The organism is Streptomyces sp. NPDC104309 (assembly GCF_055584025.1).
The window spans coordinates 21,819-47,328 of record NZ_JBVJMV010000017.1 but is presented as its reverse complement, the minus strand read 5'-3'; the positions used below and the strand labels follow the sequence as shown (position 1 = coordinate 47,328).

The 25,510-nt window shown below is 70.0% G+C and carries 25 protein-coding genes; 17 read left to right on the top strand and 8 right to left on the bottom strand.

Annotated features, from left to right (window positions below; genetic code table 11):
• The first annotated feature begins 32 nt into the window (after nt 1-32).
• Together ACZ68L_RS24470 and ACZ68L_RS24465 are read left to right on the top strand one after the other, a co-directional pair.
• Nucleotides 33-683: a thymidine kinase gene (locus tag ACZ68L_RS24470; RefSeq protein ID WP_469580158.1), complete on the top strand. Its 651-nt coding sequence runs from the start codon at nt 33-35 to the stop codon at nt 681-683.
• Nucleotides 684-726: 43 nt separating this feature from the next.
• Nucleotides 727-1,623: a PaaX family transcriptional regulator gene (locus ACZ68L_RS24465; RefSeq protein WP_469580156.1), complete on the top strand. Its 897-nt coding sequence runs from the start codon at nt 727-729 to the stop codon at nt 1,621-1,623.
• Between the two features lie 20 nt (nt 1,624-1,643).
• Here ACZ68L_RS24465 and ACZ68L_RS24460 read toward each other — a convergent pair whose 3' ends face one another.
• Entirely contained in the window at nt 1,644-2,420 is a 777-nt protein-coding gene (locus tag ACZ68L_RS24460; protein ID WP_469580153.1) for a VOC family protein, read from the bottom strand.
• A 233-nt stretch (nt 2,421-2,653) separates the two neighbouring features.
• Here ACZ68L_RS24460 and ACZ68L_RS24455 point away from each other — a divergent pair, with 233 nt between their 5' ends.
• Nucleotides 2,654-3,481 carry a sulfurtransferase gene (locus ACZ68L_RS24455; RefSeq protein WP_469580151.1) on the top strand — a complete coding sequence of 276 codons (828 nt, stop codon included), beginning with the start codon at nt 2,654-2,656 and terminating at the stop codon, nt 3,479-3,481.
• 175 nt (nt 3,482-3,656) lie between these two features.
• Here the strand turns inward: ACZ68L_RS24455 and sepH are convergent, their stop codons facing one another.
• Nucleotides 3,657-4,718: a septation protein SepH gene (gene sepH / locus ACZ68L_RS24450; RefSeq protein ID WP_469580148.1), complete on the bottom strand. Its 1,062-nt coding sequence runs from the start codon at nt 4,716-4,718 to the stop codon at nt 3,657-3,659.
• Between the two features lie 497 nt (nt 4,719-5,215).
• On the opposite strand from sepH, the gene ACZ68L_RS24445 reads away from it, so the two are divergent.
• Entirely contained in the window at nt 5,216-6,253 is a 1,038-nt protein-coding gene (locus tag ACZ68L_RS24445; RefSeq protein ID WP_469580147.1) for a hypothetical protein, read from the top strand.
• Nucleotides 6,254-6,266: 13 nt separating this feature from the next.
• Here the strand turns inward: ACZ68L_RS24445 and ACZ68L_RS24440 are convergent, their stop codons facing one another.
• Together ACZ68L_RS24440 and ACZ68L_RS24435 are read right to left on the bottom strand one after the other, a co-directional pair.
• Nucleotides 6,267-7,589 carry a D-arabinono-1,4-lactone oxidase gene (locus tag ACZ68L_RS24440; RefSeq protein WP_469580144.1) on the bottom strand — a complete coding sequence of 441 codons (1,323 nt, stop codon included), beginning with the start codon at nt 7,587-7,589 and terminating at the stop codon, nt 6,267-6,269.
• Nucleotides 7,546-8,793 (bottom strand): MFS transporter, encoded by a 1,248-nt coding sequence (locus tag ACZ68L_RS24435; protein WP_469580142.1) that lies wholly within the window; start codon nt 8,791-8,793, stop codon nt 7,546-7,548. The genes ACZ68L_RS24440 and ACZ68L_RS24435 overlap by 44 nt, the downstream gene beginning before the upstream one ends.
• A gap of 152 nt (nt 8,794-8,945) precedes the next feature.
• On the opposite strand from ACZ68L_RS24435, the gene ACZ68L_RS24430 reads away from it, so the two are divergent.
• Both ACZ68L_RS24430 and ACZ68L_RS24425 read left to right on the top strand, forming a co-directional pair.
• A complete protein-coding gene (locus ACZ68L_RS24430) occupies nt 8,946-10,073 on the top strand; it encodes a ferrochelatase (protein ID WP_469580139.1) in 1,128 nt (375 codons plus the stop codon).
• Between the two features lie 38 nt (nt 10,074-10,111).
• The gene (locus ACZ68L_RS24425) at nt 10,112-10,930 is read left to right on the top strand and encodes an inositol monophosphatase family protein (protein WP_469580136.1); all 819 of its coding nucleotides are present in this window, start codon (nt 10,112-10,114) and stop codon (nt 10,928-10,930) included.
• 248 nt (nt 10,931-11,178) lie between these two features.
• On the opposite strand, the gene fliE is transcribed toward ACZ68L_RS24425, so the two are convergent.
• A complete protein-coding gene (fliE, locus tag ACZ68L_RS24420) occupies nt 11,179-11,352 on the bottom strand; it encodes a flagellar hook-basal body complex protein FliE (RefSeq protein WP_176740391.1) in 174 nt (57 codons plus the stop codon).
• Nucleotides 11,353-11,725: 373 nt separating this feature from the next.
• Between fliE and ACZ68L_RS24415 the strand changes: the two genes are divergently transcribed.
• The 4 genes from ACZ68L_RS24415 to ACZ68L_RS24400 all read left to right on the top strand — a co-directional run bounded on the left by ACZ68L_RS24415 (nt 11,726) and on the right by ACZ68L_RS24400 (nt 15,339).
• Complete coding sequence (locus ACZ68L_RS24415) at nt 11,726-12,379, top strand: response regulator transcription factor (RefSeq protein WP_469580132.1); 654 nt, start codon at nt 11,726-11,728, stop codon at nt 12,377-12,379.
• Nucleotides 12,380-12,385: 6 nt separating this feature from the next.
• Nucleotides 12,386-13,615, top strand: coding sequence for a sensor histidine kinase (locus ACZ68L_RS24410; RefSeq protein WP_469580129.1), 1,230 nt, complete (start codon nt 12,386-12,388; stop codon nt 13,613-13,615).
• A gap of 404 nt (nt 13,616-14,019) precedes the next feature.
• Nucleotides 14,020-14,316, top strand: a complete 297-nt coding sequence (locus ACZ68L_RS24405; protein ID WP_003965732.1) for a DUF4193 domain-containing protein — start codon at nt 14,020-14,022, stop codon at nt 14,314-14,316.
• Between the two features lie 12 nt (nt 14,317-14,328).
• Complete coding sequence (locus tag ACZ68L_RS24400; RefSeq protein ID WP_469580126.1) at nt 14,329-15,339, top strand: hypothetical protein; 1,011 nt, start codon at nt 14,329-14,331, stop codon at nt 15,337-15,339.
• Between the two features lie 190 nt (nt 15,340-15,529).
• On the opposite strand, the gene ACZ68L_RS24395 is transcribed toward ACZ68L_RS24400, so the two are convergent.
• Nucleotides 15,530-15,985 carry a DUF3093 domain-containing protein gene (locus tag ACZ68L_RS24395; protein ID WP_469580123.1) on the bottom strand — a complete coding sequence of 152 codons (456 nt, stop codon included), beginning with the start codon at nt 15,983-15,985 and terminating at the stop codon, nt 15,530-15,532.
• A gap of 58 nt (nt 15,986-16,043) precedes the next feature.
• Here ACZ68L_RS24395 and ACZ68L_RS24390 point away from each other — a divergent pair, with 58 nt between their 5' ends.
• From ACZ68L_RS24390 to ACZ68L_RS24360, 7 genes are all read left to right on the top strand, one after another.
• Nucleotides 16,044-16,628 (top strand): PaaI family thioesterase, encoded by a 585-nt coding sequence (locus tag ACZ68L_RS24390; RefSeq protein ID WP_469580120.1) that lies wholly within the window; start codon nt 16,044-16,046, stop codon nt 16,626-16,628.
• Nucleotides 16,628-17,161 (top strand): dUTP diphosphatase, encoded by a 534-nt coding sequence (gene dut, locus ACZ68L_RS24385; RefSeq protein WP_093898960.1) that lies wholly within the window; start codon nt 16,628-16,630, stop codon nt 17,159-17,161. Before ACZ68L_RS24390 ends, dut begins: the two co-directional genes overlap by 1 nt.
• 1 nt (nt 17,162) lies before the next feature.
• Entirely contained in the window at nt 17,163-17,936 is a 774-nt protein-coding gene (locus ACZ68L_RS24380) for a DUF3710 domain-containing protein (RefSeq protein ID WP_469580117.1), read from the top strand.
• Nucleotides 17,937-18,306: 370 nt separating this feature from the next.
• A complete protein-coding gene (gene kdpF / locus ACZ68L_RS24375) occupies nt 18,307-18,396 on the top strand; it encodes a K(+)-transporting ATPase subunit F (protein ID WP_351084850.1) in 90 nt (29 codons plus the stop codon).
• 7 nt (nt 18,397-18,403) lie between these two features.
• Nucleotides 18,404-20,068: a potassium-transporting ATPase subunit KdpA gene (kdpA, locus tag ACZ68L_RS24370; RefSeq protein ID WP_469580112.1), complete on the top strand. Its 1,665-nt coding sequence runs from the start codon at nt 18,404-18,406 to the stop codon at nt 20,066-20,068.
• A gap of 26 nt (nt 20,069-20,094) precedes the next feature.
• Entirely contained in the window at nt 20,095-22,191 is a 2,097-nt protein-coding gene (gene kdpB / locus ACZ68L_RS24365) for a potassium-transporting ATPase subunit KdpB (RefSeq protein ID WP_469580403.1), read from the top strand.
• Between the two features lie 6 nt (nt 22,192-22,197).
• Entirely contained in the window at nt 22,198-22,866 is a 669-nt protein-coding gene (locus ACZ68L_RS24360; protein WP_469580110.1) for a potassium-transporting ATPase subunit C, read from the top strand.
• Between the two features lie 82 nt (nt 22,867-22,948).
• Here the strand turns inward: ACZ68L_RS24360 and ACZ68L_RS24355 are convergent, their stop codons facing one another.
• Both ACZ68L_RS24355 and ACZ68L_RS24350 read right to left on the bottom strand, forming a co-directional pair.
• The gene (locus ACZ68L_RS24355) at nt 22,949-24,382 is read right to left on the bottom strand and encodes a M1 family metallopeptidase (RefSeq protein WP_469580107.1); all 1,434 of its coding nucleotides are present in this window, start codon (nt 24,380-24,382) and stop codon (nt 22,949-22,951) included.
• Between the two features lie 22 nt (nt 24,383-24,404).
• Complete coding sequence (locus tag ACZ68L_RS24350) at nt 24,405-25,313, bottom strand: M20/M25/M40 family metallo-hydrolase (RefSeq protein ID WP_469580105.1); 909 nt, start codon at nt 25,311-25,313, stop codon at nt 24,405-24,407.
• Nucleotides 25,314-25,510 lie beyond the last annotated feature (197 nt).

Genomic DNA, 25,510 nt, shown 5'->3' with positions numbered 1-25,510 from the left:
CCTCGCCCCGCCCGAAAGGTCCTCAGCCCCTCATGCCCGAGCTTGTGTTCTTCTCCGGAACGATGGACTGCGGAAAGAGCACGCTGGCGCTGCAGATCGGCCACAACCGTTCGGCGCGTGGCCTGCAAGGCGTGATCTTCACTCGTGACGACCGGGCGGGAGAGGGGAAGCTCTCCTCGCGCCTGGGCCTCGTCACCGAGGCCGTCGAGGCCGATGAGGGCATGGACCTGTACGGGTACCTCGTCGACCGCATAAGCCGGGGCGGCCGGGCGGACTACGTGATCGTGGACGAGGCGCAGTTCCTGGCCCCCGTCCAGATCGACCAGCTCGCCCGTGTCGTCGACGACCTCGACATGGACGTCTTCGCTTTCGGTATCACCACGGACTTCCGGACCAAGCTGTTCCCCGGATCCCAGCGACTGATCGAACTGGCCGACCGGGTCGAGACGCTCCAGGTCGAAGCGCTCTGCTGGTGCGGCGCTCGGGCCACGCACAATGCCCGAACGGTCGGCGGCGAGATGGTCGTCGAGGGCGCACAGGTGGTGGTGGGGGACGTCAATCAGCAGGCGGGCGAGGTCGGTTACGAGGTGTTGTGCCGCCGTCACCACCAGCGCAGGACGACCAGCGCGAGCGCCCGCGCGGGCGCGCTCTCACCGGATGTGCTGCCCGTCTCCTCCGCCTGAACCGTCCCCTCCGGCGTCGGGTAGGGATGCTTAGGATGACGCTGTGAACACGGTGAGCGGAAAAGAGGCCGAGTCCGAACCGGGCCCGCTGGGCAAGGTGCAGCCGAGGCAGCTGATCGTGACGGTCTACGGACTGTACGCGCGCGACACCGACGGCTGGATGTCCGTGGCCTCGCTGATCCAGCTGCTCGCCGACCTCGGTGTCGAGGGCCCCACCGTGCGCTCCTCGGTCTCGCGGCTGAAGCGCGCCGGACTGCTCGACGCGGAATCGGTCTCCGGAGCCGCCGGATACCGGATCTCACCCGAGACCGAACACATTCTGCGCGACGGTGATCCACGCATCTTCGCGGCCCGCAGGGCCACGGTGGACGAGGGCTGGGTGCTGGTGGTCTTCTCCGTGCCTGAGTCCGAACGGGCCAAGCGGCACACCCTGCGCACCCAGCTGACCCGGCTCGGCTTCGGTTCCGTGTCGGCCGGGGTGTGGATCGCACCGGGACATGTGCACGACGAGGCGGAGGACATGCTGGCCCGGCACGGGCTGCGTTCGTACGCCGACCTGTTCCGGGCCGACTACCTCTCCGTGGCGAGGGACCAGGACATGGACAGGGACGAGGACGGCGGAGCGGACCTGGCCGCGAAGGTCCGCTCCTGGTGGGACACCGTCCGGCTGCAGCGGCTGTACGTCGAATTCCTCGCGGCGCACCGCCCGGTGGCCGAGCAGATCGCGAGCGGCGGACCGGTGACGGACCGCGAGGCGTTCACGACGTACATCAGGGTCCTCACCGACTGGCGTCGGCTCGTCTACCTCGACCCGGGCGTGGCGCGTGAACTGCTGCCTGCGGAGTGGAGCGGAACCGAAGCGTCCGAACTCTTCGACGAGATACACGCCCGACTGGCCGGACCCGCCCACCGCCATGTCGAACGGGTCCGCACCGGCTGACCGCCCCGCGGCCCGACGGCTCAGCGGGCCGCCGACCGCACGATCGTGAACGCCGCGCCCTCCGGGTCCGCCACGGTCGCCACCCGGCCGGTCGACCCCTCCCGGGGCGGCTGCAGGATGTATCCGCCGAGATCCACCACGCGATGGGCGGCCTCGTCGGTGTCCTCGACCTCGAAGTACGTCATCCAGTGCGGTCCCCGGTCGCGCGGCAGGGCGTGGCCGACGCCGTGCAGCGAGGCCACCGGGCGGCCGCGCAGATGCAGGGTCTGGTAGTCGAAATCGGCCGAGACCACGGCCTCCGCCTCGTAGCCGAAGACCGTCTGGTAGAACTTGCAGACCGTTGACGTCTCGCGGGTCATCAGCTCGTTCCAGACCGGGGTGCCGTGGGCGCCCGCGAGTGCCGTACCCATATGCGCGGCGGCCTGCCAGATTCCGAAGACCGCGCCACTGGGATCGGAGGCGATGGCGAGCCGGCCCGCTTCACCCGCGTCGAGCGGTCCGACGGCCACCGTGCCGCCGCAGGAGCGGATCACCTCCGCCGTGACATCGGCGTTGTCGGTGGCCAGATAAGTCGTCCAGGCGACCGGCAGATGGCGTTCGGGCGGTAGTTGTCCGATGCCCGCGACCACTTTCCCGTCAATCAGCGCGCGGACGTACGGACCCAACTGGTCCGGTCCGGGCACGAACTCCCAGCCGAACAGGGCGGCGTAGAAGTCCTGGGTCGCGCTCAGTCCGTGCACGATCAGACTCACCCAGCAAGGTGTTCCAGGCATTCGCCGGGCGGCAGCCTCGGTCATCGTCACTCTCTCCTCGGACCATCGTGGTGGCCGTACGGGGGGAACGGGGCCGGTGTGCCGCCGTGCGGTACAGGATGTGTACGCCCCGTGCAGATGCTTGCACCACCCGGCGCACGATGTGCCCCGGCCGCGCCGCACTTTCCGGGATCTCGACTGAGGAAGACCGGTTTTGGGCGGTACGTCCGTTTCGACGGTATGACGAGTGGGGCGGCTCCTGCGCGAGGATGGCACCCATGAAGCCCATCATCACCGCATCCGAATACGTGAGCGAGTCGGCGGGGCCACGTCCGCCGGCGCTCCTGGACGTACGTTGGCAGCTGGGCGGCCCGCACGGCCGACCCGACTACGAGGCCGGGCACATCCCCGGCGCGGTCTTTGTCGATCTGGACGCGGAACTCGCCGGTCCGGCGGGCGCCGGGGGCCGTCATCCGCTGCCCGATCCGGAGGAGTTCGGCGCGGTGATGCGCCGGGCCGGCGTCTCCCGGGACACTCCGGTGGTCGTGTACGACGGCGGCCAGGGCTGGGCGGCGGCGCGCGCCTGGTGGCTGCTGCGCTGGACGGGGCACGAGGACGTGCGGGTTCTGGACGGCGGTCTCGCGGCCTGGAAGGGGGAGCTCCAGAAGGAGACCCCGATCCCGGTCGAGGGCGACTTCCGGCCGGCCCCCGGTGCGCTGCCGCTGCTGGACGCGGACGGGGCGGCGGCGCTGGCTCGTACCGGACTGCTGCTCGACGCGCGAGCCGCCGAGCGCTACCGGGGCGATGTGGAGCCCATTGACCGGGTGGGCGGGCACATCCCGGGTGCGGTCTCGGCTCCGACCGCCGAGAACGCACGGGACGACGGCCGATTCCTGCCCGCCCGGTCGCTGGCGGCCCGTTTCGAGGGGCTCGGCGCCGACCGGGCGCCGGAGGTCGGCGTCTACTGCGGCTCCGGCGTGTCCGGCGCCCATGAGGTGCTGGCCCTGGCCATCGCCGGGATCCCCGCGGCGCTGTACGCGGGTTCCTGGTCCGAGTGGTCCGGAGACGAGTCCCGCCCGGTCGCCACGGGCCCCGACCCCCAGTAACGGAACCCGCGCCGCGCGGATCGACCGGCACCGCCGCAGGGCGCCCCGGCCGCGCACGGCCGGGGCGCAGGCCGCGCATCCGTCGCGAGCGTCGCGTAAGGCACCAGGGGCGCGTAAGACACGAGGGCCCGTACGCAGCGGCGTACGGGCCCTCGTCATGCCGCGGTCACCCCGTTCAGTCCTGCTTCTTGCGGCGCGTGCCGAAGACGATCTCGTCCCAGCTCGGCACGGCGGCCCGGCGGCCCGGCCGGACACCGTCCGCCTCGGCCTGGCGGTCCGTCGTCCCGGTCAGCCGGTCGCGGTGCCCCGCCACCGCCCGCGGCATCAGCACATCCGCATAGGCGGAACCGGCACCGAGGGAGGCCGCCGCGGCAGGCGGCTCATCGGTCTCCGGCTCCTGCGCGGCGGGTTCGATGGCCGGAGGTTCGGGCGGCGCGGGCCGCTCGGGCACCACCATGTCGCCACGGAAGCTCGGTACCGCCTCCAGCAGGCTGGTCAGCGAATCACGCTCGCCGGCCGAGATGCCGCCGATGTGTTCCTCGGGCTCGGGAGCCGGGGGCGTCGGGCGCTCCATCTGGCGGTCCAGGGCGCGGTCGAGCGGCCTGTCGCGGGGCAGCCGGGCGATCCGGGGCACGAACGGGAAACTCGGCTCGGGCGCGGCGACGTCGTCGGTCTCGCCGATCAGCGAACGTGCCTCGTCGTCCACGGCCTGCACCAGCCGGCGCGGCGCGTCGTACGTCCAGCTCGCCGAGTGCGGCTCTCCCGCGACCCGGTAGACCAGCAGGACCTCCCAGGTGCCGTCGTCGCGGCGCCAGGAATCCCACTGGACGGTCTCCTTGTCGGCGCCGCGCAGCAGCAGCCGCTCCTGCACCGCGTCGCCGAGTTGGGGGCCGGTGTTCTCGCCGGGACGGCGCACAGGAGTCTTCCGGGCCCGCTCGGCCATGAAGGCGCGCTCCGCGAGCACGGGGCCCTCGAAGCGGCGGACACGGTCGACCGGGATGCCGGCGAATTGAGCGACCTCCTCCGCGGAGGCACCGGCTCGTATCCGGGCCTGGATGTCGCGGGGGCGGAGGTGGCTCTCCACCTCGATCTCGATCTGGCCGAGCCGCGCGCGGTCGTTGCGCACGGCGGCTCGCAGCCGCTCGTCGATCGGAAGCGTGTACTCCGTGCTGTCCGCAGCCTTGAGCACCAGTCGTGTGCCGTCGTTGGAGACGGCCACGACACGCAGTTCGGGCATGGGGACCTCCCGGGTGGTGCCTGCCGACGTCACGTGCGTCGCTGCTTCCGCTAGTCGAGTGTGGCCTGCCCGGGTGCAGCCTGCCACAACATTGCCGTGTTGCCCGGCGTGTCGGGCGTGAGCCCTTGATCGCCGGTATGACACGGTGACCTATTGTGCAACACAATGTGACCGCTGGTCACCTCGTGTAGCCAGTCCCCGTGCTATGCCGTGGCGCCGCCGGATCGAGTGCCTCCTTCGGCCCCCTCCCGAAGATCCCGGACACCCACGTGGGAGTCCGGCCCCAGGGCTCGCCACAGTACTCCATTCGGGCCATGTGGGTGGACCGCCGCGCCGCCGAAGTTCTCGTCAGGTGCGGGAGTTGAGCTACCCGGCCCGATGCGGGATGACCTCCCTGCGTGTCCTGCTTCACACAATCCCCTGAAGCGGAACTATTCACTTCGCTCAAATGTCCCTTCCTGTTGCATGGTGGGAGAGATGTCAATCAAGGGCTGGAAATGGTGCAGAAGCCGGAAAGTGACATAGAACCCAAAGAAAGGCGTATAGACCTGAGCCTGCCGCAGGTGGCGGGCAGCGCGGTGGCAGCGGTCGCGGCAGCGGTGGCCGCCTCCCAGCTGGGCGTGTACGGAACGATCCTCGGCGCGGGCGTCATGAGCGTCGTCGCCACCTGTGGCGGTTCGGTCTTCCAGCACTTCTTCCGCCGCACGGGGGAGCAGATCCGCGAGGTCACGGTGCAGGTGAAGCACCCGGGCCGGGAAGTGACCGTGCGTACGCGGGAGACGGTCGACGCGCGCGGGGCCCAGGGGGAGCGGCGGCCACCGGCCGAAACTCTCCACGGAGCCGCGGACGCCACCGCGATGATGCCCGTCGTGGACGCCACCACCGTGCTGCGTGAGGCCGACGCCACGACCGCGCTGCGCAGCGTGCCGGTGGATGTGGATCCGGACCGTACGCGGCTGCCGCGGCAGTTCGACGGGACGCGGTCGACGACGGCGGGCCGTCCGGACCAGGACGAGGAGTTCTCCGAAGCCACCACCCACGGCACCCGGCTCCGCGGTTGGAAGCGGCCGGCGCTCGGGGCGGTCGTCGTCTTCGCCGTGACGATGGCCGGCATCACCACGTTCGAGCTGGTCTCCGGCAATGACCTGAGCGGCGGCCAGGGAACCACCGTGGGCTCCGTCGTACGTGGTGGGGAACGGGGCTCGGGGCCGAACGACCCGGCACCGTCGACCAGCGACGAACCCGCCCGGGGGCAGACCCCGGGCCAGGAGAGCGGTGCGACGCCCGGCACGGGCGCACAGGACGGGCAGAGCGGGAAACCCGACTCCGGTCAGGGCGGCCGTTCCTCGGCCGATCCGACGCCCAGCCCCACGCAGTCCGACAAGACCGGAAGCGTGACCGGCCCGTCCCCGGCGGCCACGCCCTCCCCGTCGGCGCCCGGCAACGGCGGCAGCACCGGCCCGAACTCCACGGGTGCGGGCGACGCCCCCGCGCAGGGCGACCGAGCCACCTCGGGCACGGGCACCGGGCAGTGAACGGCCGCGGCGCTCAGTCGCCCAGTACCCGGCGCAGATAGTCGTTGCCGAAGAGCCGGTCCGGGTCCAGCCGGTCGCGCACGGCGGTGAACTCGCCGAACCGCGGGTACACCCCGGCGAGGTACTCGGCATCGCGCGTGTTGACCTTGCCCCAGTGCGGGCGGCCGGCGTGGGCGGTCATGATCCGCTCGACCGCCGTGAAGTACGCCTGGTAGGGCGTGCCCTTGTAGAGATGGACGGCGATGTACGCGCTCTCCCGGCCCGACGCCGTGGAGAGCGCGATGTCGTCGGCGGGAGCGGTACGGACCTCCACCGGGAAGCTGATCCGCAGGGGTGAACGCTCGACCATGGCCTTGACCTCGCGCAGCGCCTCCACGGCGGCCTCGCGCGGCAGCGCGTACTCCATCTCCACGAAGCGCACCCGGCGCGGGCTGGTGAAGACCTTGTAAGGGATGTCGGTGTACGTACGGGCCGACAGGGCACGGCTGGAGATCTTGGCGATCGAGGGAATGGTGGCCGGGACCGCCCGCCCGAGCGAACAGGCCACCTGGAAGATCCCGTTGGAGAGGAGCTCGTCCTCGATCCAGCCGCTGACCTTCCCGGGCGGGGCGGCGGGGCCCGCGCTGCGGTTGTTGCGCTTGGTATTGCAGTTGCCGGTGTGCGGGAACCAGTAGAACTCGAAGTGCTCGTTCTCGGCGACCAGCTCGTCGAAATCGGCCGTGACCCGGTCGAAGCCCATCGGTTCCTCGCGGGCCGTCAGCAGGAAGACGGGCTCCACGGCGAAGGTGATCGCCGTGACGACACCCAGGGCGCCCAGCCCGATCCGGGCGACGGCGAAGATGTCGGCGTTCTCCTTCTCGGAACAGGCCAGCACCGTGCCGTCGGCCGTGACGAGTTCGAGGGCGCGGATCTGCGCGGATATGGACGCCGAGTCACGGCCGGTGCCGTGGGTTCCGGTGGAGGTGGCCCCGGCGACGGTCTGCTCCATGATGTCGCCCATGTTGGTGAGCGACAGGCCCTCCCTGGCCAGAGCGGTGTTCAGCCGCTTCAGCGGGGTGCCGGCCTCGACGGTCACCGTCATCGCCTCGCGGTCGATCTTCCGGATGCCGGTGAGCAGATCCGGGCGGATCAGCACGCCGTCGGTGGCCGCCGTGGCGGTGAAGGAGTGCCCGGTGCCGACCGGCTTCACCTTCAGCCCGTCCTCGGACGCCCGGCGCAGTGCCTCGGCGAGTTCCGGCACGGAGGCGGGGGACACGGCCCGTACCGGACGGGCGCTGACGTTCCCAGCCCAGTTACGCCACGCGTTCGTCGTCGTCCGTGCGTCGGTGTCGGTCATCTGCCCCGCGCCCTTCCGTAGGAACCGGCCCGCTGAGCCGGCGATATCCCAGGAACGCCACCGCGGCCGCGAGCGCTCCCGCCACCGCGGGCACCGCGTACCCCGCCTCGGCCCCGGACGCGTCGACCACCCAGCCGGCGGCCGAGGAGCCGAGCGCCACACCGACGGCGAGCCCGGTGCTGGTCCAGGTCATGCCCTCGGTCAGTTTGGTGCGCGGTACGTGCCGTTCGACGAGGGCCATGGTGGTCACCATCGTCGGTGCGATGGCGAGGCCCGCGACAAAGAGCGCCACGGCCAGAAACGGGAGGCTCCCGGCCAGTTGGAGGGGGATCATACTCACGGCCATCGCGCACACACCCACCAGCCACCGGGTGGAAGCCGGCCCCTTGAGGCGAAGCAGGCCGAAAACAGCTCCGGCCAGGCAGGACCCCAGCGCGTACACGGCCAGCACGAGGCTCGCCGCGGCCTTGTGGCCCCGCTCCTCGGCGAAGGCCACCGTCACCACGTCGATGGCCCCGAAGACCGCCCCCGTCGCCACGAACGTCACCACCAGCACCTTCAGCCCCGTGGAGCGCAGCGCGGAGCCGTCGGTGTGCTGCTCGCGCGGATGCGGCACCGGCTCGGTGGCGCGCTGCGCGGTCAGCCAGAAGACGCCGACCAGCAGGAAGCCGGCCGCGAGCAGTGGCCCCGCCTCCGGGAACCAGGCGGTGGAGAGACCGATCGAGATGATCGGCCCGAAGATGAAGCACACCTCGTCGACGATCGACTCCCACGAGTACGCGGTGTGCAACTGCTGCGGCGATCCGCGGTAGATGTCCGCCCAGCGGGCCCGGATCATCGACCCCACACTGGGGACGGAGCCCGCGCCCGCCGCGAAGACGAAGAGCGTCCAGTCCGGCAGCCGCTGCTGCGCGCAGATCAGGAGGCCGGCCACCGCCGCCAGCGCGACCAGGGTCACGGGACGCAGCACGCGGCGCTGCCCGTGCCGGTCGACCAGCCGGGAGATCTGCGGTCCGACCACCGCCGCCGACATCGCCAGCGTCGCGGAGAGCGCGCCCGCGAGCCCGTAACGGCCGGTGAGCTGGGAAACCATGGTCACCACGCCGATGCCCATCATGGACAGCGGCATCCGGCCTAGGAATCCGGCCGCCGAGAACCCCTTGGTGCCGGGGGCGGCGAATATCGCGCGGTAGGGACTTGGCAAGGAGGGCTCCGGAACAGCGTGATCGCACGCGCCAGTAATGCGTGAATATGGCCGGTACAGCTTACGGTCGGGACCGGCGCCCCGACACCGGGGTTGGCCGGGAGCCGATGTCGGTGGGAGCGCTGTCCGAGGCGGGTGGCAGGATCGGTGCCATGTCCGATCTGCGCGATCCCGCTCCCTACGACGCCCTCCTGCTCCTCTCCTTCGGCGGCCCCGAAGGCCCGGACGACGTGGTCCCGTTCCTGGCGAACGTGACCCGTGGCCGCGGCATCCCCGAGGAGCGGCTGAAGGAGGTCGGCAAGCACTACTTCCTGTTCGGCGGCGTCAGCCCGATCAACGCCCAGAACAGAGCTCTGCTGGACGCCCTGCGCAAGGACTTCGCGGAGCACGGACTCGATCTGCCGGTGTACTGGGGCAACCGCAACTGGGCGCCGTACCTCACCGACACCCTGCGCCGGATGGCCACCGACGGACACCGCCGCATCGCCGTCCTCGCCACCAGCGCCTACGCCTCCTACTCGGGCTGCCGCCAGTACCGCGAGAACCTGGCCGAGTCACTGGCCGCCCTGGAGGCCGAGGGCCTGCCGGTGCCCCGGGTCGACAAGTTCCGGCACTACTTCAACCACCCCGGGTTCGTACAGCCCATGGTGGACGGCGTCCTCGCCTCGCTGGCCGACCTCCCCGAGGACGTACGGGGCGGGGCGCACCTCGCCTTCACCACGCACTCCATCCCCGTCTCCGCCGCCGACACCTCGGGCCCGGTGGAGGCGCACGGCGACGGCGGCGCCTACGTCGCCGAGCACCTCGACGTCGCCCGGCTGATCGTCGACGCGGTGCGCGAGGAGACCGGCGTGGAGTACCCCTGGCAGCTCGTCTACCAGTCCCGCAGCGGCGCCCCGCACATCCCGTGGCTGGGGCCCGACATCTGCGACCACCTGGAGACACTGCACGGCGAAGGCGTCCCCGCCGTGGTGATGGCCCCCATCGGCTTCGTCTCGGACCACATGGAAGTGCTCTACGACCTCGACACGGAGGCCACCGCGAAGGCCGCCGAGCTCGGACTCCCGGTGCGCAGGTCCGCGACCGTGGGCGCCGACCCTCGGTTCGCCGCCGCCGTGCGGGAGCTGGTGCTGGAGCGCGCAGCCGCCGAACAGGGGCGCGGCGCGCGGCCGTGCGCACTGGGCACGCTCGGCCCGAGCCATGACCTCTGCCCGGTCGGCTGCTGCCCGGCGCGGGCCCTCAAGCCCGCCGTGGCGGGCGCCGACAGCCCGTACGCGTGACAAGCCCCCTGCCGCACGTCAGAGCCCCCTGGAGCGCCGTGACCGACCCGAACCCCTCCGAACTGCTCGACCTCGCCCTGGAGGCCGCCCACCGCGCCGGTGTGCTGCTGCGCGACGGCCGTCCGGCCGACCTGGGAGTGGCAGCGACCAAGTCGAGCCCCATCGATGTCGTCACCGAGATGGACATCGCCGCCGAGAAGCTGATCACGGGATTCCTCGCCGAGCGCCGCCCCCAGGACGGCTTCCTCGGTGAGGAAGGGGCCAGCGCGGCGGGCAGCAGCGGTATCCGCTGGGTCATCGACCCGCTCGACGGCACCGTGAACTACCTGTACGGGCTGCCGACATGGGCCGTCTCCATCGCCGCCGAACGGGACGGCGAACGCATCGTGGGCGTGGTGGAGGCCCCGATGCGCCGCGAGACGTACCAAGCGGTGCTCGGCGGCGGCGCGTACGCGAAGGGCGGTGCGTACGGTGAGGGCACCGCGCTGCGCTGCCGGCCCGCGCCCCCGCTCGACCAGGCGCTCGTCTCGACCGGCTTCAACTACGTCGGCCACGTCCGGACGCACCAGGCGGACGTGGCCCAGAAGCTGATCCCGAGGCTGCGTGACATCCGGCGCAGCGGCTCCGCCGCCGTGGACCTCTGCGATGTCGCGTCCGGCCGCCTCGACGGCTACTACGAGCGCGGGCTCCACCCGTGGGACCTCGCCGCCGGTGACCTCATCGCCCGGGAGGCGGGGGCGTGCACCGGTGGCCGTCCTGGGCTGCCCGCCGACGGTGACCTGACGGTGGCCGCGACGCCGGGTGTCTTCGAGCCGCTGCAGGGCCTCCTGGAGGAGTTCGGAGCCTGGCACGACTAGGCCCTGTCCTGCCGATCTTCGCGGGCCCGGGGCGTCTGGTGCGGCACCTCGCCGCGTTGTCGGTGTCGCCCGAGTACGTCCAGTACGAGGACGAACCTCCGCCTTGCGATGCACCGCACCAGACGCCCCGGGCTGATCCACGAAGATCGACAGGACAGGACCTGAAAGACCGACCGTCCGGAGCCTTCCGCCGCGCGAGAAGGGCCCCCGACGCCGGACAACGGCATCAGGGGCCCTTCTCGCGCGGCTCAGACGCTGGTGGCGCCGATTTCGACGCCGTGCTCGGCGGCGAGGCGGTGCAGGTCGTCCAGCTCGCCCTGCTCGACATCCGCGAGGAAGTCGTCGCCCGTCTCGCGCGCTTTCGTGAGGTCGGACTCGGTGGTCTTGATTCGTTGCAGCAGACCTGCGGTGAAAGCGTCCATAATGCGCCCCCTCATCGTGGGTCGGTGGCACGGGGGTGTGCCCGGGTTTCCCTCCGCGCGGAGGCGGTAGGGCGGGTGATCACGCGCTCTCCGGGGACGGAGTGGCCAGTGGTACGCCACATTCAAGGCGTGATCGCGGGTGTGAATGCGTCCTCCCCAGCCTCAAGCTCAGAGAAACCTCAACTGGCCGGGAAATCCGGCGCATTCCCCGGAGCCCGGGGTCGGCCAGCGCCGTCTTACCGCCGGTTTATGCGCGTTGCGGGCAGGATGGAGCAGCACAGAGCATCACCGACGAGCGGCCCGCATCACGGACCGTGAGTACATGGGGACGTTCTGAAATTTCCGTCTGATTTTTCTAAGGAAGGACAGCGCCGTGCGCGTACTCGTCGTGGAGGACGAGCAACTGCTCGCCGATGCGGTGGCCACCGGATTGCGCCGTGAGGCCATGGCCGTCGATGTCGTGTACGAGGGCGCCGCGGCCCTGGAGCGCATCGAGGTCAACGACTACGACGTCGTGGTGCTGGACCGGGACCTCCCCCTGGTGCACGGCGACGACGTCTGCCGCCGGATCGTCGAGCTGGGCATGCCCACCCGGGTGCTCATGCTCACCGCGTCCGGCGACGTCAGCGACCGGGTGGAGGGCCTGGAGCTGGGCGCCGACGACTATCTGCCCAAGCCGTTCGCCTTCAGCGAGCTCACGGCACGGGTACGGGCGCTGGGCCGGCGTACGACGGTGGCGCTGCCGCCTGTCCTGGAGCGCGCGGGCATCAAGCTCGACCCCAACCGGCGCGAGGTCTTCCGGGGCGAGGCCGAGATCCAGCTCGCGCCGAAGGAGTTCGCCGTGCTGGAGGTCCTGATGCGCAGCGAGGGCGCGGTCGTCTCGGCCGAGCAGCTGCTGGAGAAGGCCTGGGACGAGAACACCGACCCGTTCACCAATGTCGTCCGGGTGACGGTCATGACGCTGCGTCGCAAACTCGGCGAGCCGCCCGTGATCGTCACCGTGCCCGGCTCCGGCTACCGGATCTGACGGCCGATGCCCTCCGTCCCGGCGCCGCCGACGGCGCCTCCGAAGCCCACCTGGGAGCCCAAACAGCAGGAGCCGCCCTACTGGCTGCGGCCGACCATCCGGATACGGCTGACGCTGCTGTACGGCGGCATGTTCCTGATCGCGGGCATTCTGCTGCTGTCGATCATCTACATGCTGGCCGCGCAGGCCCTGCATGTGGGCAGCGAGCTGCCGTTCAAGATCGTCAACGGCCAGGTGACGAGTGAGGTCTGCAACCTGCCCGAGAAGGCATCACCGAACTCCTTCAACGCCGCGATGAACTCCTGCGTCAACCACCAGCGCCAGCAGGCACTCGACACGCTTCTCAACCGGTCGCTGTTGGCCCTCGTGGGTCTGAGCATCATCGCCTTCGCCTTCGGCTACGCCATGGCGGGCCGGGTGCTCTCCCCGCTGGGCCGGATCACCCGCACCGCCCGCCGGGTGGCCGGAACGGATCTGTCCCGCCGGATCGAGCTGGACGGCCCGGACGACGAGCTGAAGGAGCTCGCCGACACCTTCGACGAGATGCTCGACCGCCTGGAGCGGGCCTTCACCGCCCAGCAGCGGTTCGTCGGGAACGCGTCGCACGAGCTGCGGACCCCGCTCGCGATCAACCGGACGCTGCTGGAGGTCCATCTCTCCGATCCGCAGGCCCCGCCCGAGCTGAAACAGCTCGGCAAGACCCTGCTGGCCACCAACGAGCGCAGTGAGCAGCTGGTCGAGGGACTGCTGCTGCTCGCCCGCAGCGACAACCAGATCATCGAGCGCAAACCGGTCGACCTCTCCGAGGTGGCCTCGCGCGCGATCGATCAGACGCGCGGCGAGGCGGAGGAGCGGGGGGTGGAGATCCGTGGCGAGCTGGCCCCCGCCGTGATCCAGGGCAACGGCGTGCTGCTGGAGCGGATCGCGCTGAACCTCGTACAGAACGCCGTGCGCTACAACATCGCCGAGCGGGGCTGGGTGGAGGTCACCACCGAGCTGCAGTCGGGCCATGCCGTGCTGGTGGTCTCGAACACGGGCCCAGTGGTGCCCGCGTACGAGATCGACAACCTCTTCGAGCCCTTCAGACGGCTGCGTACGGAGCGAACGGGCAGCGACAAGGGGGTGGGGCTCGGACTGTCGATCGCGCGCTCCGTGGCGCGCGCTCACGGCGGCCGTATCGTCGCGGAACCCCGCGAAGGGGGTGGTCTTGTGATGCGTGTCTCACTGCCGGTCTGAGAGGCTGGGCGGAGCGATCGGCGCCCACATAAATTTGTTCGCTTTGAGCGGAATTTTCGGGACCTGAACCCGGAGCGGCCGTGTGTGATCGATCACAGGGGCGAATATCGGGACGTCAACGCTCCGTGATCAGGGCCGTCACCGGAAAACCCGCAAAAGTCGGGGTTTTCGGGGCCCGATATCACGGGAAGTACACGGGGTGGCGCCCGTGGAGCATGACACCGGGACCGTGTACGGTCCCCATCGCCACCCAAGCTGATCGCTCCCGAGCGGTTCTTTTGGGTGTCGATTGAGTAACAGACCTTGATGTGAGGCAAAATCTCCGCCTCGGGTCGGGCACAAGTCCGGCCTCTCACGCGTTACGTGCGCTGAGACACCGCAGACACCCAGAGGGGGAGAGCGACATGGCAACGGATTACGACACCCCACGCAAGACCGATGACGACGTCGATCAGGACAGCCTTGAAGAGCTGAAGGCCCGACGGAGCGACAAGACGGCGTCCGCCGTCGACGTCGACGAGTTCGACGCGGCCGAAGGGCTGGAGCTGCCCGGCGCGGACCTGTCCAACGAAGAACTGGCCGTGAGGGTCCTGCCCAAGCAAGCCGACGAGTTCACGTGCATGAGCTGCTTCCTCGTGCACCACAGGAGCCAGTTGGCACGCGAGAAGAACGGCCAGCCGATCTGCCGCGACTGCGACTAGGTCGAACAGGCCGTGGCAGGCGACACACCGTTCCGGAAGCGACGCTTGCGGCGCAAGAGGTCGTCGGAGGCGAATCAGGGCGGTACAGGCCCGGCAGAAGGCGTTGCAGCGCCTGCCGAGCGGTCCGCCCTGCCACCCTCCACGGGTGTGCGGGACGACGAGCGGGGCCGGCCGGCCTCGCTCGAAGTGGTCACGGCAGTCGAGGGAGTCGACACGGCCGATGGGGCCGGACAGGTCGACAGGACGGAGCCCGTGACCGGGGCAGGCCGTCTGGGTTCAGTGAAACGGGGAGTGCGCAAGGGCGGGGAGAGCGTCAGGGCCGCGATCGGTCATATCGCCGACCTGATCATCGAAACGGCTCCCCGCGTCCCTGTGCGTGACCTCTCCACCCTGCGCAAGCAGTTCCCGGGCCTGGGGCCCGAGGAGCTCGCCGACAAGCTCATCGCGGGCGCGAGCAAGGCCACCGCCGCCGTCGGCGCCGGTATCGGCGCGGCGGCCATGATGCCCGTACCGCCCGCCATGCTCGCCGAGCTGACGGCGGAGATCACCGGTGTGGCCGCGATCGAGATGAAGCTCGTCGCCGAGCTGCACGAGGTCTACGGGCTGCGCCCGCCGGGCGGGCTCCCCCAGCGTTCCACCGCCTACCTGACGTCCTGGACGGAGGAGCGCGGTATCGATGTCGCCCATCCCGCGACGGTCAACGCGGCGCTGGGCGGCCAGATGAAGCGCGAGCTGCGCCAGCAGATCATGAAGCGCACGGTGCGCGACCTGCCGAATCTCGTCCCGTTCATGATCGGCGCCGCTGTCGGGGCGATGATGAACCGGCGCGACACCAGAAAGCTCGCCGAGCGGGTCAGGAAGGACCTGCGCAAGCGCCAGATCCCCTGGGACCGCCTTCCGGAGCTGCCACCGATGGGTCCGGACGCCCCGCGCAAGGGGCTGCCGGGCGAGCTGGGGAGTCAGGACCCGCTCCGGCGGGTCGGAGGCCTGTTGGATGCCGACGGAGCCCCTGGGGGCCCGTGAAGGGCTCCTCCCGAGTCCATGGAAGAACGAAGCCGGCCCGGATCTCGAAGAACCCCGGACCAGGGCACTTGGCCAGGGCGCTACGGCGACGCCGCGCGCGTGCGTGCCGGGCCCCGCGGGCAGGCGGAGCTTCCCGGACGCGCCTCTTGGGCCCGTACCGCAAGGTCGGGCCCGTACCGTCATGTGCCTTTCAGGCCCGTACCGCGCTGAGCGCGGCGACCAGTGCCTGCGGCTCGCGGGTCGACAGATAGACGTACGGCGTCGGGTCCTGCGGGTCGGTGACCTCCACCCGCACCGCCGTCGGGATGTAGCTGCGCAGCAGCATGAACGCGCGGGTGTCCGCCTTGTACGAGCGCCACGCACGCGCCTCCTCCTCGTCCAGCACCTCGGCCCTGCCGAGCGCAGACACCGGAATGCGCGCGTCACCGGCCACCAGGGCGCCCGCGACGACCCGGATCCTGGCCGAACCGTAGGAGCTGACCGCGACCGCCGAAAGGGCCGTGCCGCCCACCAGGCCGGCCAGGAGTGGCAGGCCGCCGAGCGGCAACAGCATCAGGGCACAGGCGATGCCGACCAGGAAGGCGATGAGCCACCACGAACGGGGCGCGGTCAGTCGTTCGTCGAAAGGCGGGGTGGAAGGCTGCATGAACCCAAGCTTGGCACGGCGCGACCCGCGGGTGGCCGCGCGGGTAAGGTCTGCGCCTGTGAGTGGAACATCTGCGGCTCTGAAGCCCCCGGCCGACGCGGTGAAGCCGGTCCGGCACCCCGAAGCCCCGGCCCCCGGCGAACTCCTCGGCGCGCACTACGAACACTGTTTCGGCTGCGGCGAGGGACAGCCGCACGGGCTGCACCTCCAGGCACGGGCCGGCGAGGGTGTCAGCGTCACGGCCGAGTTCACCGTGAAGGCCGCCCATCAGGGTGCCCCGGGCCTGGCACACGGTGGCATTCTGGCCACCGCGCTGGACGAGACGCTCGGCTCGCTGAACTGGCTGCTGCGGGTGATCGCGGTGACCGGACGGCTGGAGACCGACTTCGTCGCCCCGGTTCCGGTGGACACCGTGCTGCACCTCGACGCCGAGATCACCGCGGTGCACGGCCGGAAGATCTACTCCCGGGCGACGGGCCGGATCGGCGGCCCGGAGGGGCCCGTGGCGGTCCGTGCCGAGGCCCTTTTCATCGAGGTGAAGATCGACCACTTCATCGACAACGGCCGCCCGGCCGAGATCCAGGCCGCGATGGCCGACCCCGACCAGGTCAGGCGTGCCCGCGCGTTCGAGGTGAACCCCTGATGCGCCATCCCGTGGACGTACTGATCCGCCGGGTCGACCCGGACGTGCCGATCCCGGCCTATGGGCACCCCGGCGACGCCGGGGTCGATCTGGTGACCACCGAGGCCGCCGAACTGGCCCCGGGCGAGCGGGCGGTGCTGCCCACCGGGGTGTCGATCGCGCTGCCCGACGGGTACGCGGCGTTCGTGCACCCGCGGTCCGGTCTCGCCGCACGCTGCGGAGTCGCTCTCGTCAATGCGCCGGGGACGGTTGATGCCGGGTACCGTGGAGAGATCAAGGTGATCGTCATCAACCTCGACCCGCGGGAGCCCGTGCGGTTCGAGCGGTTCGACCGGATTGCCCAACTGGTCGTACAGCAGGTCGAGAAGGTTCGCTTCCACGAAGTGGCGGAGCTCCCCGGCTCGGCTCGCGGCGAGGGAGGTTTCGGATCCACCGGAGGGCACGCTTCCGGTGATGTTGATGGCGTCAGGGGCGGGATTACCCAGGGCGGGAACAGCTACGCTTCGGTCGTACCCGACCGGGAAGGACAGTGACGTGTTCGGACGTCGCAAGAAGAGTGGTTCCGCCGAGGACATGGCGGACGAAGCGCGCGAGGCCGAGCAGGTCGTCGACGAGCCCGATGACGCCGATGGGGCCGACAGCGGCTCGCGTCGGATGAATCTCCCGCCGGCGCCGCGGCCGGACGGGCCGTGGGACATCACCGAGGTCTCCCAGCCCGGCGAGGGCCGGGTCGACCTGGGCGGCGTGTTCGTGCCCGGCGTCGAGGGCATGGAGCTGCGGGTCGAGGTGGCCGGTGACGCGATCGTGGCCGCGACCGTGGTGATGCACGACAGCGCCATTCAGCTGCAGGCCTTCGCCGCGCCCAAGAAGGAGGGCATCTGGGGCGAGGTCCGTGAGGAGATCGCCTCCGGCATCACCCAGCAGGGTGGGATCATCGACGAGGTCGAGGGTCCGCTGGGCTGGGAGCTGCGCGCCCAGGTCCCCGTACAGCTCCCCGACGGGACGAACGGGGTGCAGCTGGTGCGCTTCGTCGGCGTCGACGGGCCGCGCTGGTTCCTGCGCGGAGTGATCTCCGGCCAGGGTGCCGTGCAGCCGGAGGCCGCGGGGCTGCTGGAGACGATCTTCCGGGACACCGTGGTCGTCCGTGGCGAGGGCCCGATGGCGCCGCGCGATCCGATCGTCCTCAAGCTCCCCAACGACGCCCAGATGGTGCCCGAGGGCGTCCAGCAGGAGAACCAGGAGAACTCCAAGTTCTCCGGCGGCATGGGCCAGCTCCAGCGCGGACCCGAGATCACCGAGGTGCGCTGAGCGGATGAGGGCTGCCGCCCGGCAGAGCTGAAGGCCGGTGGGCCGTACCCCCTTCGAGGGGGTGCGGCCCACCGGCCTTTCCGCGTCCAGGGAACGCGTCCAGGGGCCGGCTGTCGTGGTGGCTGAACGGCGCACAAAGGGGCGCGTATGGGGCGCGTATAGGGCACGTATGTGCGCCGTCAAAGGCCCGCCCCTCTCCGTAAGGAAGCCATCAACGCAAGGCCGGGACGGCCGGGACGCGAGGTTTGCTCAGGAGGTCAGAGATTCCGTACCTCATCTAGGAGCACACGATGGCCGATGTGGCCTTCGTCGTCACCACGATCGCGGTGTTCGCGTTGGTGGCTCTCGTCGCCAAGGGGGTGGCCAAGCTGTGACCGCCGAAAACGTCGTCGGCCTCGTCGTGGCCGTCGCCCTGCTGGGCTATCTCATCCTCGCCCTTCTGTATCCGGAGAGGTTCTGAGCCCGATATGAGCCCCGTCCTCGCTGGTGTGCTCCAGGTTCTCGCGCTCGTCGTGGCGCTGGCGCTGGCATACCGTCCGCTCGGTGACTACATGGCCGGCGTCTACTCCTCGCAGAAGCACCTACGCGTCGAGAAGTGGATGTACAAGGCCGTAGGCGTCAATCCCGACGCACAGATGCGCTGGCCCGCGTACCTGCGCGGGGTCCTCGCCTTCTCCGCGGTGAGCGTCCTCTTCCTCTATCTGCTGCAGCGGCTCCAGGGTGTGCTGCCCGGTTCGCTCGGCTTCGCCTCGATCGACCCCGATCAGGCCTTCAACACCGCGGCTTCGTTCGTCGCGAACACCAACTGGCAGTCGTACTACGGCGAGCAGGCCATGGGCCACGTCGTCCAGACCGGCGGCCTCGCGGTGCAGAACTTCGTCTCGGCCGCCGTCGGCATCGCCGTCGCGGTGGCGCTGGTACGGGGCTTCGCCCGCTCCCGCACCGGTGAGCTGGGCAATTTCTGGTCCGACCTGGTGCGCGGCACCGTCCGGATCCTGATTCCGATCGCCGTGGTCGGCGCGCTGGTGCTGGTCGCCTGCGGAGCCATCCAGAACTTCTCCGGCATCCATGAGGTCGGCCAGTTCATGGGCGGTTCGCAGCAGTGGAACGGCGGAGCGGTGGCCTCGCAGGAGGTCATCAAGGAACTGGGTACGAACGGCGGCGGCTACTTCAACGCCAACTCGTCCCACCCGTTCGAGAACCCCAACGGGCTGTCCAACCTCTTCGAGATCTTCCTGATCCTGGTCATTCCGTTCGCTCTCACGCGGACGTTCGGACGGATGGTCGGCTCGCTGAAGCAGGGCTACGCGATCCTGGCGGCGATGGGTGTCATCTGGCTGGGCTTCACCACCCTGATGATGTGGACCGAGTTCAGCCACCACGGGCCCGCGTTCGACATCGCGGGCGGGGCCATGGAGGGCAAGGAGACCCGGTTCGGGATCGCCGGCTCGTCGATCTTCGCCGTGGCCACGACGCTCACCTCCACGGGTGCGGTCAACTCCTTCCACTCCTCGTACACGGGCTTCGGCGGGGGCATCACGATGCTGGGCATGCAGCTCGGCGAGATCGCTCCCGGCGGGGTCGGGTCCGGCCTCTACGGCATGCTGATCATGGCGATCATCGCGGTGTTCATCGCGGGCCTGATGGTCGGTCGTACGCCCGAGTACCTCGGCAAGAAGATCGGCACCCGGCAGATCAAGCTCGCGGCCTGCTACATCCTGATCACCCCGGCGCTGGTGCTCTGCTTCACCGCCGCGGCACTGGTTTTGCCGACCCCGCCGCACTCCATGCTGAACTCCGGTGCCCATGGATTCTCCGAGGTGCTGTACGCGTACACCTCGGGTGCGAACAACAACGGTTCGGCCTTCGCCGGGCTGAACGCGGACACGCAGTGGTTCAACACGACCATCGGTCTCGCGATGCTGCTGGGCCGCTTCCTGCCGATGGTGTTCGTGCTGGCCCTGGCCGGCTCGCTCGCCGAGCAGAAGCCCGTACCGGCGACCGTGGGAACCCTGGGCACGCACAAGCCGCTGTTCAGCGGGCTGCTGGTCGGGACGATCCTGATCATCACCGGGCTGACGTACTTCCCGGCCCTGGCGCTGGGGCCGCTGGCCGAAGGGCTGGCGTCATGACCACTCGTACGAAGCAAGAGGACTCGATGTCCACTGTCACCCCCACCCGGGCACCCCACCAGGACGCGCCCACGGGTCACCACAGCGAAGGACGCGTCGGCGGGGGCCTGTTCGACCCCGGACAATTGCTCAAGTCCTTCCCCGACGCCGTACGCAAGCTCGACCCCCGGGTGATGGTCAAGTCCCCGGTGATGTTCGTGGTGCTGATCGGTTCGGTGTTCACCACCGTGCTGGCGTGCCTGAACCCCGGCGACTGGTTCGGCTGGGCGATCGCGGTCTGGCTGTGGCTGACCACGATCTTCGCCAATCTGGCGGAGGCGGTCGCCGAAGGGCGCGGCAAGGCGCAGGCCGACACGCTGCGCAGGGCCAAGACCGACACCGTCGCCCGGCGGATCATCGGCACGAACGAGGAGCGGGTCCCCGGCACCGAACTGCGCGTCGGCGATCTGGTGGTCTGCGAGGCCGGTGACATCATCCCCGGCGACGGGGACGTCGTCGACGGTGTCGCCAGCGTCGACGAGTCCGCGATCACGGGTGAATCGGCGCCGGTCATCCGGGAGTCCGGCGGCGACCGCTCGGCCGTCACCGGTGGTACGAAGGTGCTCTCCGACCGGATCGTCGTCAAGATCACCACCAAGCCCGGTGAGACGTTCATCGACCGGATGATCGCCCTGGTCGAGGGCGCGGCCCGGCAGAAGACGCCCAACGAGATCGCGCTGAACATCCTGCTCGCGTCCCTCACCATCGTCTTCCTGCTCGCCGTCGTCACCCTCCAGCCGTTCGCGATCTACGCGGGCCAGAAGCAGTCGATGATCGTGCTGACCGCGCTGCTGGTCTGCCTGATCCCGACGACCATCGGAGCGCTGCTCTCCGCGATCGGAATCGCGGGGATGGACCGGCTGGTGCAGCGCAACGTGCTCGCGATGTCGGGGCGTGCCGTCGAGGCCGCCGGCGATGTCTCGACCCTGCTGCTCGACAAGACCGGCACCATCACGCTCGGCAACCGGCAGGCCGCCGAGTTCGTCCCGGTCAAGGGCACGACCGAGGCCGAACTGGCGGACGCCGCCCAGCTGTCCTCGCTGGCCGACGAGACGCCCGAGGGCCGCTCGATCGTCGTGCTCGCCAAGGAGAAGTACGGGCTGCGCGAGCGCCACCAGGGCGAACTGCGGCAGGCCGAATGGGTCGCGTTCACCGCCCAGACGCGGATGTCGGGCGTGGACGTCGACGGACGCAGGGTCCGCAAGGGCGCGAGCGGTTCCGTCGTCGCGTGGGTCAAGGAGCGCGGCGGCAGTGTCTCGCCGGAGACACGGACGCTCACCGAGCGGATCTCCGAGGCAGGCGGCACACCGCTGCTGGTGGCTCTGGAGGACGGACAGGGTGCCCGGGTCCTGGGCGTCATCCACCTCAAGGACGTCGTCAAGGAGGGGATGCGGGAGCGGTTCGACGAACTGCGCCGGATGGGCATCAAGACGGTCATGATCACGGGCGACAACCCGCTGACCGCGAAGGCCATCGCCGAGGAGGCAGGGGTCGACGACTTCCTCGCCGAGGCCACGCCCGAGGACAAGATGGCCCTCATCAAGCGGGAGCAGGCGGGCGGCAAGCTCGTCGCGATGACGGGCGACGGGACCAATGACGCGCCCGCGCTGGCCCAGGCGGACGTGGGCGTGGCCATGAACACCGGCACCTCGGCCGCCAAGGAGGCCGGGAACATGGTGGACCTGGACTCCAACCCCACCAAGCTGATCGAGATCGTCGAGATCGGCAAGCAACTGCTCATCACCCGGGGTGCGCTGACGACGTTCTCGATCGCCAACGACGTCGCGAAGTACTTCGCGATCATCCCGGCGATGTTCGCGGTGGTCTATCCCGGCCTGGACACGCTCAACATCATGCGGCTGTCCTCGCCGGAGTCCGCGATCCTGTCGGCGGTCGTGTTCAACGCGCTGATCATCATCGCACTGGTGCCGCTCGCCCTGAAGGGCGTGCGCTACCGGCCCAGCAGCGCCGACTCGATGCTCCGGCGCAACCTCGGGATCTACGGCCTGGGCGGCCTGGTCGCCCCGTTCATCGGCATCAAGATCATCGACCTGATCATCTCCCACATCCCCGGAATCGGCTGACCTGCCATGAACAACTCCGTAGCAAACACCGTCCGGTTGCTCTGGGCCGGGCTGCGTGCCCTGCTCGTCCTCACCGTCGTCTGCGGCGTGCTCTACCCACTCGCCGTGACGGGTGTCGCCCAGGGCATCTTCCCCGACAAGGCCAACGGCTCCGAGATCACCGCGAACGGCAAGGTCGTCGGCTCCGAACTGATCGGCCAGCGCTACGACCTGCCGCTGAAGAAGGGGCAGCAGACCGCGGCCCCGGACCTCAAGTGGTTCCAGCCGCGCCCCTCCAACGGCCTCGGCACCAACAGCGTCAACACCCAGTACAAGCTGATCCTCTCCGGCGCGACCAACCGCTCCGGCGACAGCAAGGAACTGATCGACGCGGTGACAGCCGCCAAGGCCGCCGTCGTCAAGGACAATTCCGTCCCCGGCCACCCCGTCAGCCCCGCCGACGTGCCGGCCGACGCCGTCACCTCCTCGGGCTCCGGCCTCGACCCGGCCATCTCCCCGGCGTACGCACAGCTCCAGGTGCGCCGCGTCGCCGAGCGGAACCATCTGGGCGTCGAGCAGGTGGAGAAGCTCGTCGAGCAGCACACGGACGGCCGGATTCTCGGCTTCGTGGGGGAACCGAGGGTCAACGTCCTCCAGCTCAACATCGCTCTCAAGCAGCTGGTGAACGGAGCTTGAGAGCACCGGGGCCGGCCTTCGCGGCCGGCCCCGGACCATTGGCCGCACGCCGCACGCCGCACGCCGCACGCCGCACGCAGGTTCAGCCCGTCGGCGAGCCCAGGCTGCCGGGACAGAGGTACTTCTCCGGCGGGATCACCGTGCCGTCGACCCACGCCCCGAAGAAGCCCTTGAGGTCCTTGCCCGAGACCTTCGCCGCCAGCGCCTCGAACTGCCGGAACGAGGCGTTGCCGTACGCGTGGTCATGGGTCCAGGTCCTGAGCGTCCGGAAGAACGCGTCGTCACCGACCGTGCGCCGCAGGGCGTGCAGCATCAGCGAACCCTTGAAGTACAGCGCGGAATGCAACTCCTTCCCCGGGCCCGGGTCGTAGAGCCTGGTGGACCAGAACGACGGGTCGTCGCGGTAGTTCTCGATCTCGGAACGGTAGTAGTCCTGATCCAGGTCGGCGCCCTTGTGCTCCTCCCACAACTGCCCGGCGTACTGGGCGAAGCACTCCGCCGCACAGCCGTCCCGCCAGTCCTTGAACGAGACGCTGTCACCGAACCACTGGTGGGTGTTCTCATGGACCACCGAGGCGTCGAAGAGCATTCCGCCGCTGTACGTGGGGCGGCTCTGCGTCTCCAGGGCGATGGCGCCGCCGGTGGGCTCCTTCGTGCCGCCGACAAGGATTGCGCCCGCCGAGGAGAAGGGGTACGGGCCGAACTTGGCGGTCAGGAAGTCCAGAATCTCCGTCTGCTCGGCCTCGGCGTCCGGGTCGATGACGGTGTCCGGGCTGTAAGCCGTGATGACCGGTGTTCCGGCGGCCGTCTTTCCCCGGTGGACGGTGAACCTGTCGATGGCGACGGTGCTGAGGTACGTCGCCAGCGGCTTGTCCTCGAACCAGTGGAAGGTCTTCCTGCCGTCCTTCATAGTGACCGGGCCGGGCAGTCCGTTGCCGACGGCCGTCCAGCCGTCGGGCACGGTCGCGGTGAGGGCGAAGGTGGCCTTGTCGGACGGGTGGTCGTTGGCGGGATACCAGGAGGTCGCGGCGTGCGGTTCGCCCGCCACGTACGCGCCGCCGCTCTTCAGGGTGTGCCAGCCCTCGGCGTCGGGCTTGCCCGCGTACTTCACCCGGACCGCGAACGTCGTGCCCTGCACGACCGGGCGGGCCGGGGTGATGACCAGCTCATGGGCCCCGGACCGGGAGAACGCCTTCACCGGGGTGCCGTCCACCGTGACCGATGCCACGGTGAAGCCCTTGAGGTCCAGGCTGAAGCGGTCCAGGCCGGTCAGGGCGCGGGCGGTGACGGTGGTGTCGCCGTCCAGGTGGTCGGTGCGCGCCGGGTCGTAGGCGATACGGACGTCGTAGCGGGAGACGTCGTAGCCGGAGTTGCCGTCGTCGGGGAAGTACGGATCACCGACGCCCGGACCGCCGACGGCGGCCGAGGCAGGGAGAACGGTCAGTAAGGTGCCGCTCACGACCGCGGCCACGAGGGCGGCAGCGGTTCTGCGGCGTCGGTTCAGCAGTCTGCGCATGTCTCGTTCCTGGGGATGGGGGTCAGTGTCGGGGAGGGGTGGCGGCGAGTTTCCACAGCACGCCGATGAGGGCATCGGTGCTGGTGGTCTCCGTCTTCGGGTCCACGTTGGCGAGGTTGTCGCACGCCTCGTGGATGCAGTCCGAGATACCGGTGCTGAAGCCGGACGACGGGATGCCGGCGTTTCCGAACGACTCGTGGTCCGAACCGCCGACGCCGATGTCGAACGTGGGGATGTTCCGCTCGGCGAACCATGCCTCGAACGCCTGCTGGGCCTCGGTCTCGCCGTGCTCGTCGTCGTGGACCACGAGCCACTGCTGGGTGTTCTTGCTGCCCGCCTGGTCGAAGTTGAGATAGACGTCGATCCTGCGGCGCTCGGCCTCGGAGAGCTTCCCGACGTAGTCCGCCGAGCCGATCAGCCCCAGCTCCTCCGCGCCCCACCAGGCGAACCGGAGGTGCCGCTCGGGCTTGAGACGGGACTTGGCCACCTCAAGGGCGGTGGCCAGGACCGCGGCCGAGCCCGAGCCGTTGTCGTTGATTCCCGGGCCCTCCTCGACGCTGTCGAGGTGGGCGCCGGTCAGCAGCACATGATCCGGGTCGCCGCCCGGCCAGTCGGCGATCAGATTGCTGCCGGTGGTGCCGTCGTGGGTGAAGGGGACGAGTTTCGTGCGGAAGCCCGCCCGGTCGAGGGCGTTCTTCACATACGTCACCGAGTCGGCGTACCCCTGCGTGCCGTGCGCGCGGTTGCCGCCGTTGCGGTCGGCGATCCGCTGCAGGGCACGCAGATGAGGCATCACCTGCCGCTCGGAGACGGTGGGGGCGGTGAGCGGCTGTGTTCTCGCGGTGGCGGTTGCGGCGGGGACCGCGGACATGGCCAGGGATATCCCGAGGACTCCGGCTGCCAGCCGGGGAAGGCTCCTGCGTGGCGTCATGCGCACCCTTTCAAGGACGGGGCACTCGCCCCGGTGGACCTCGGCAAGGCTGGTCGGCCGGTGTCAGAGAGTTGTCGGAAAGGTGTGGGGAAGCGGTAGTGCCTCGGCGAGGAGGACCGGCCCGCCGAGCCGGTCGAGCCGGTCGAGCCGGTCGAGCGGGCCGACGACGCGTCATGTGCGTGCCCGGCGAGGGGTGT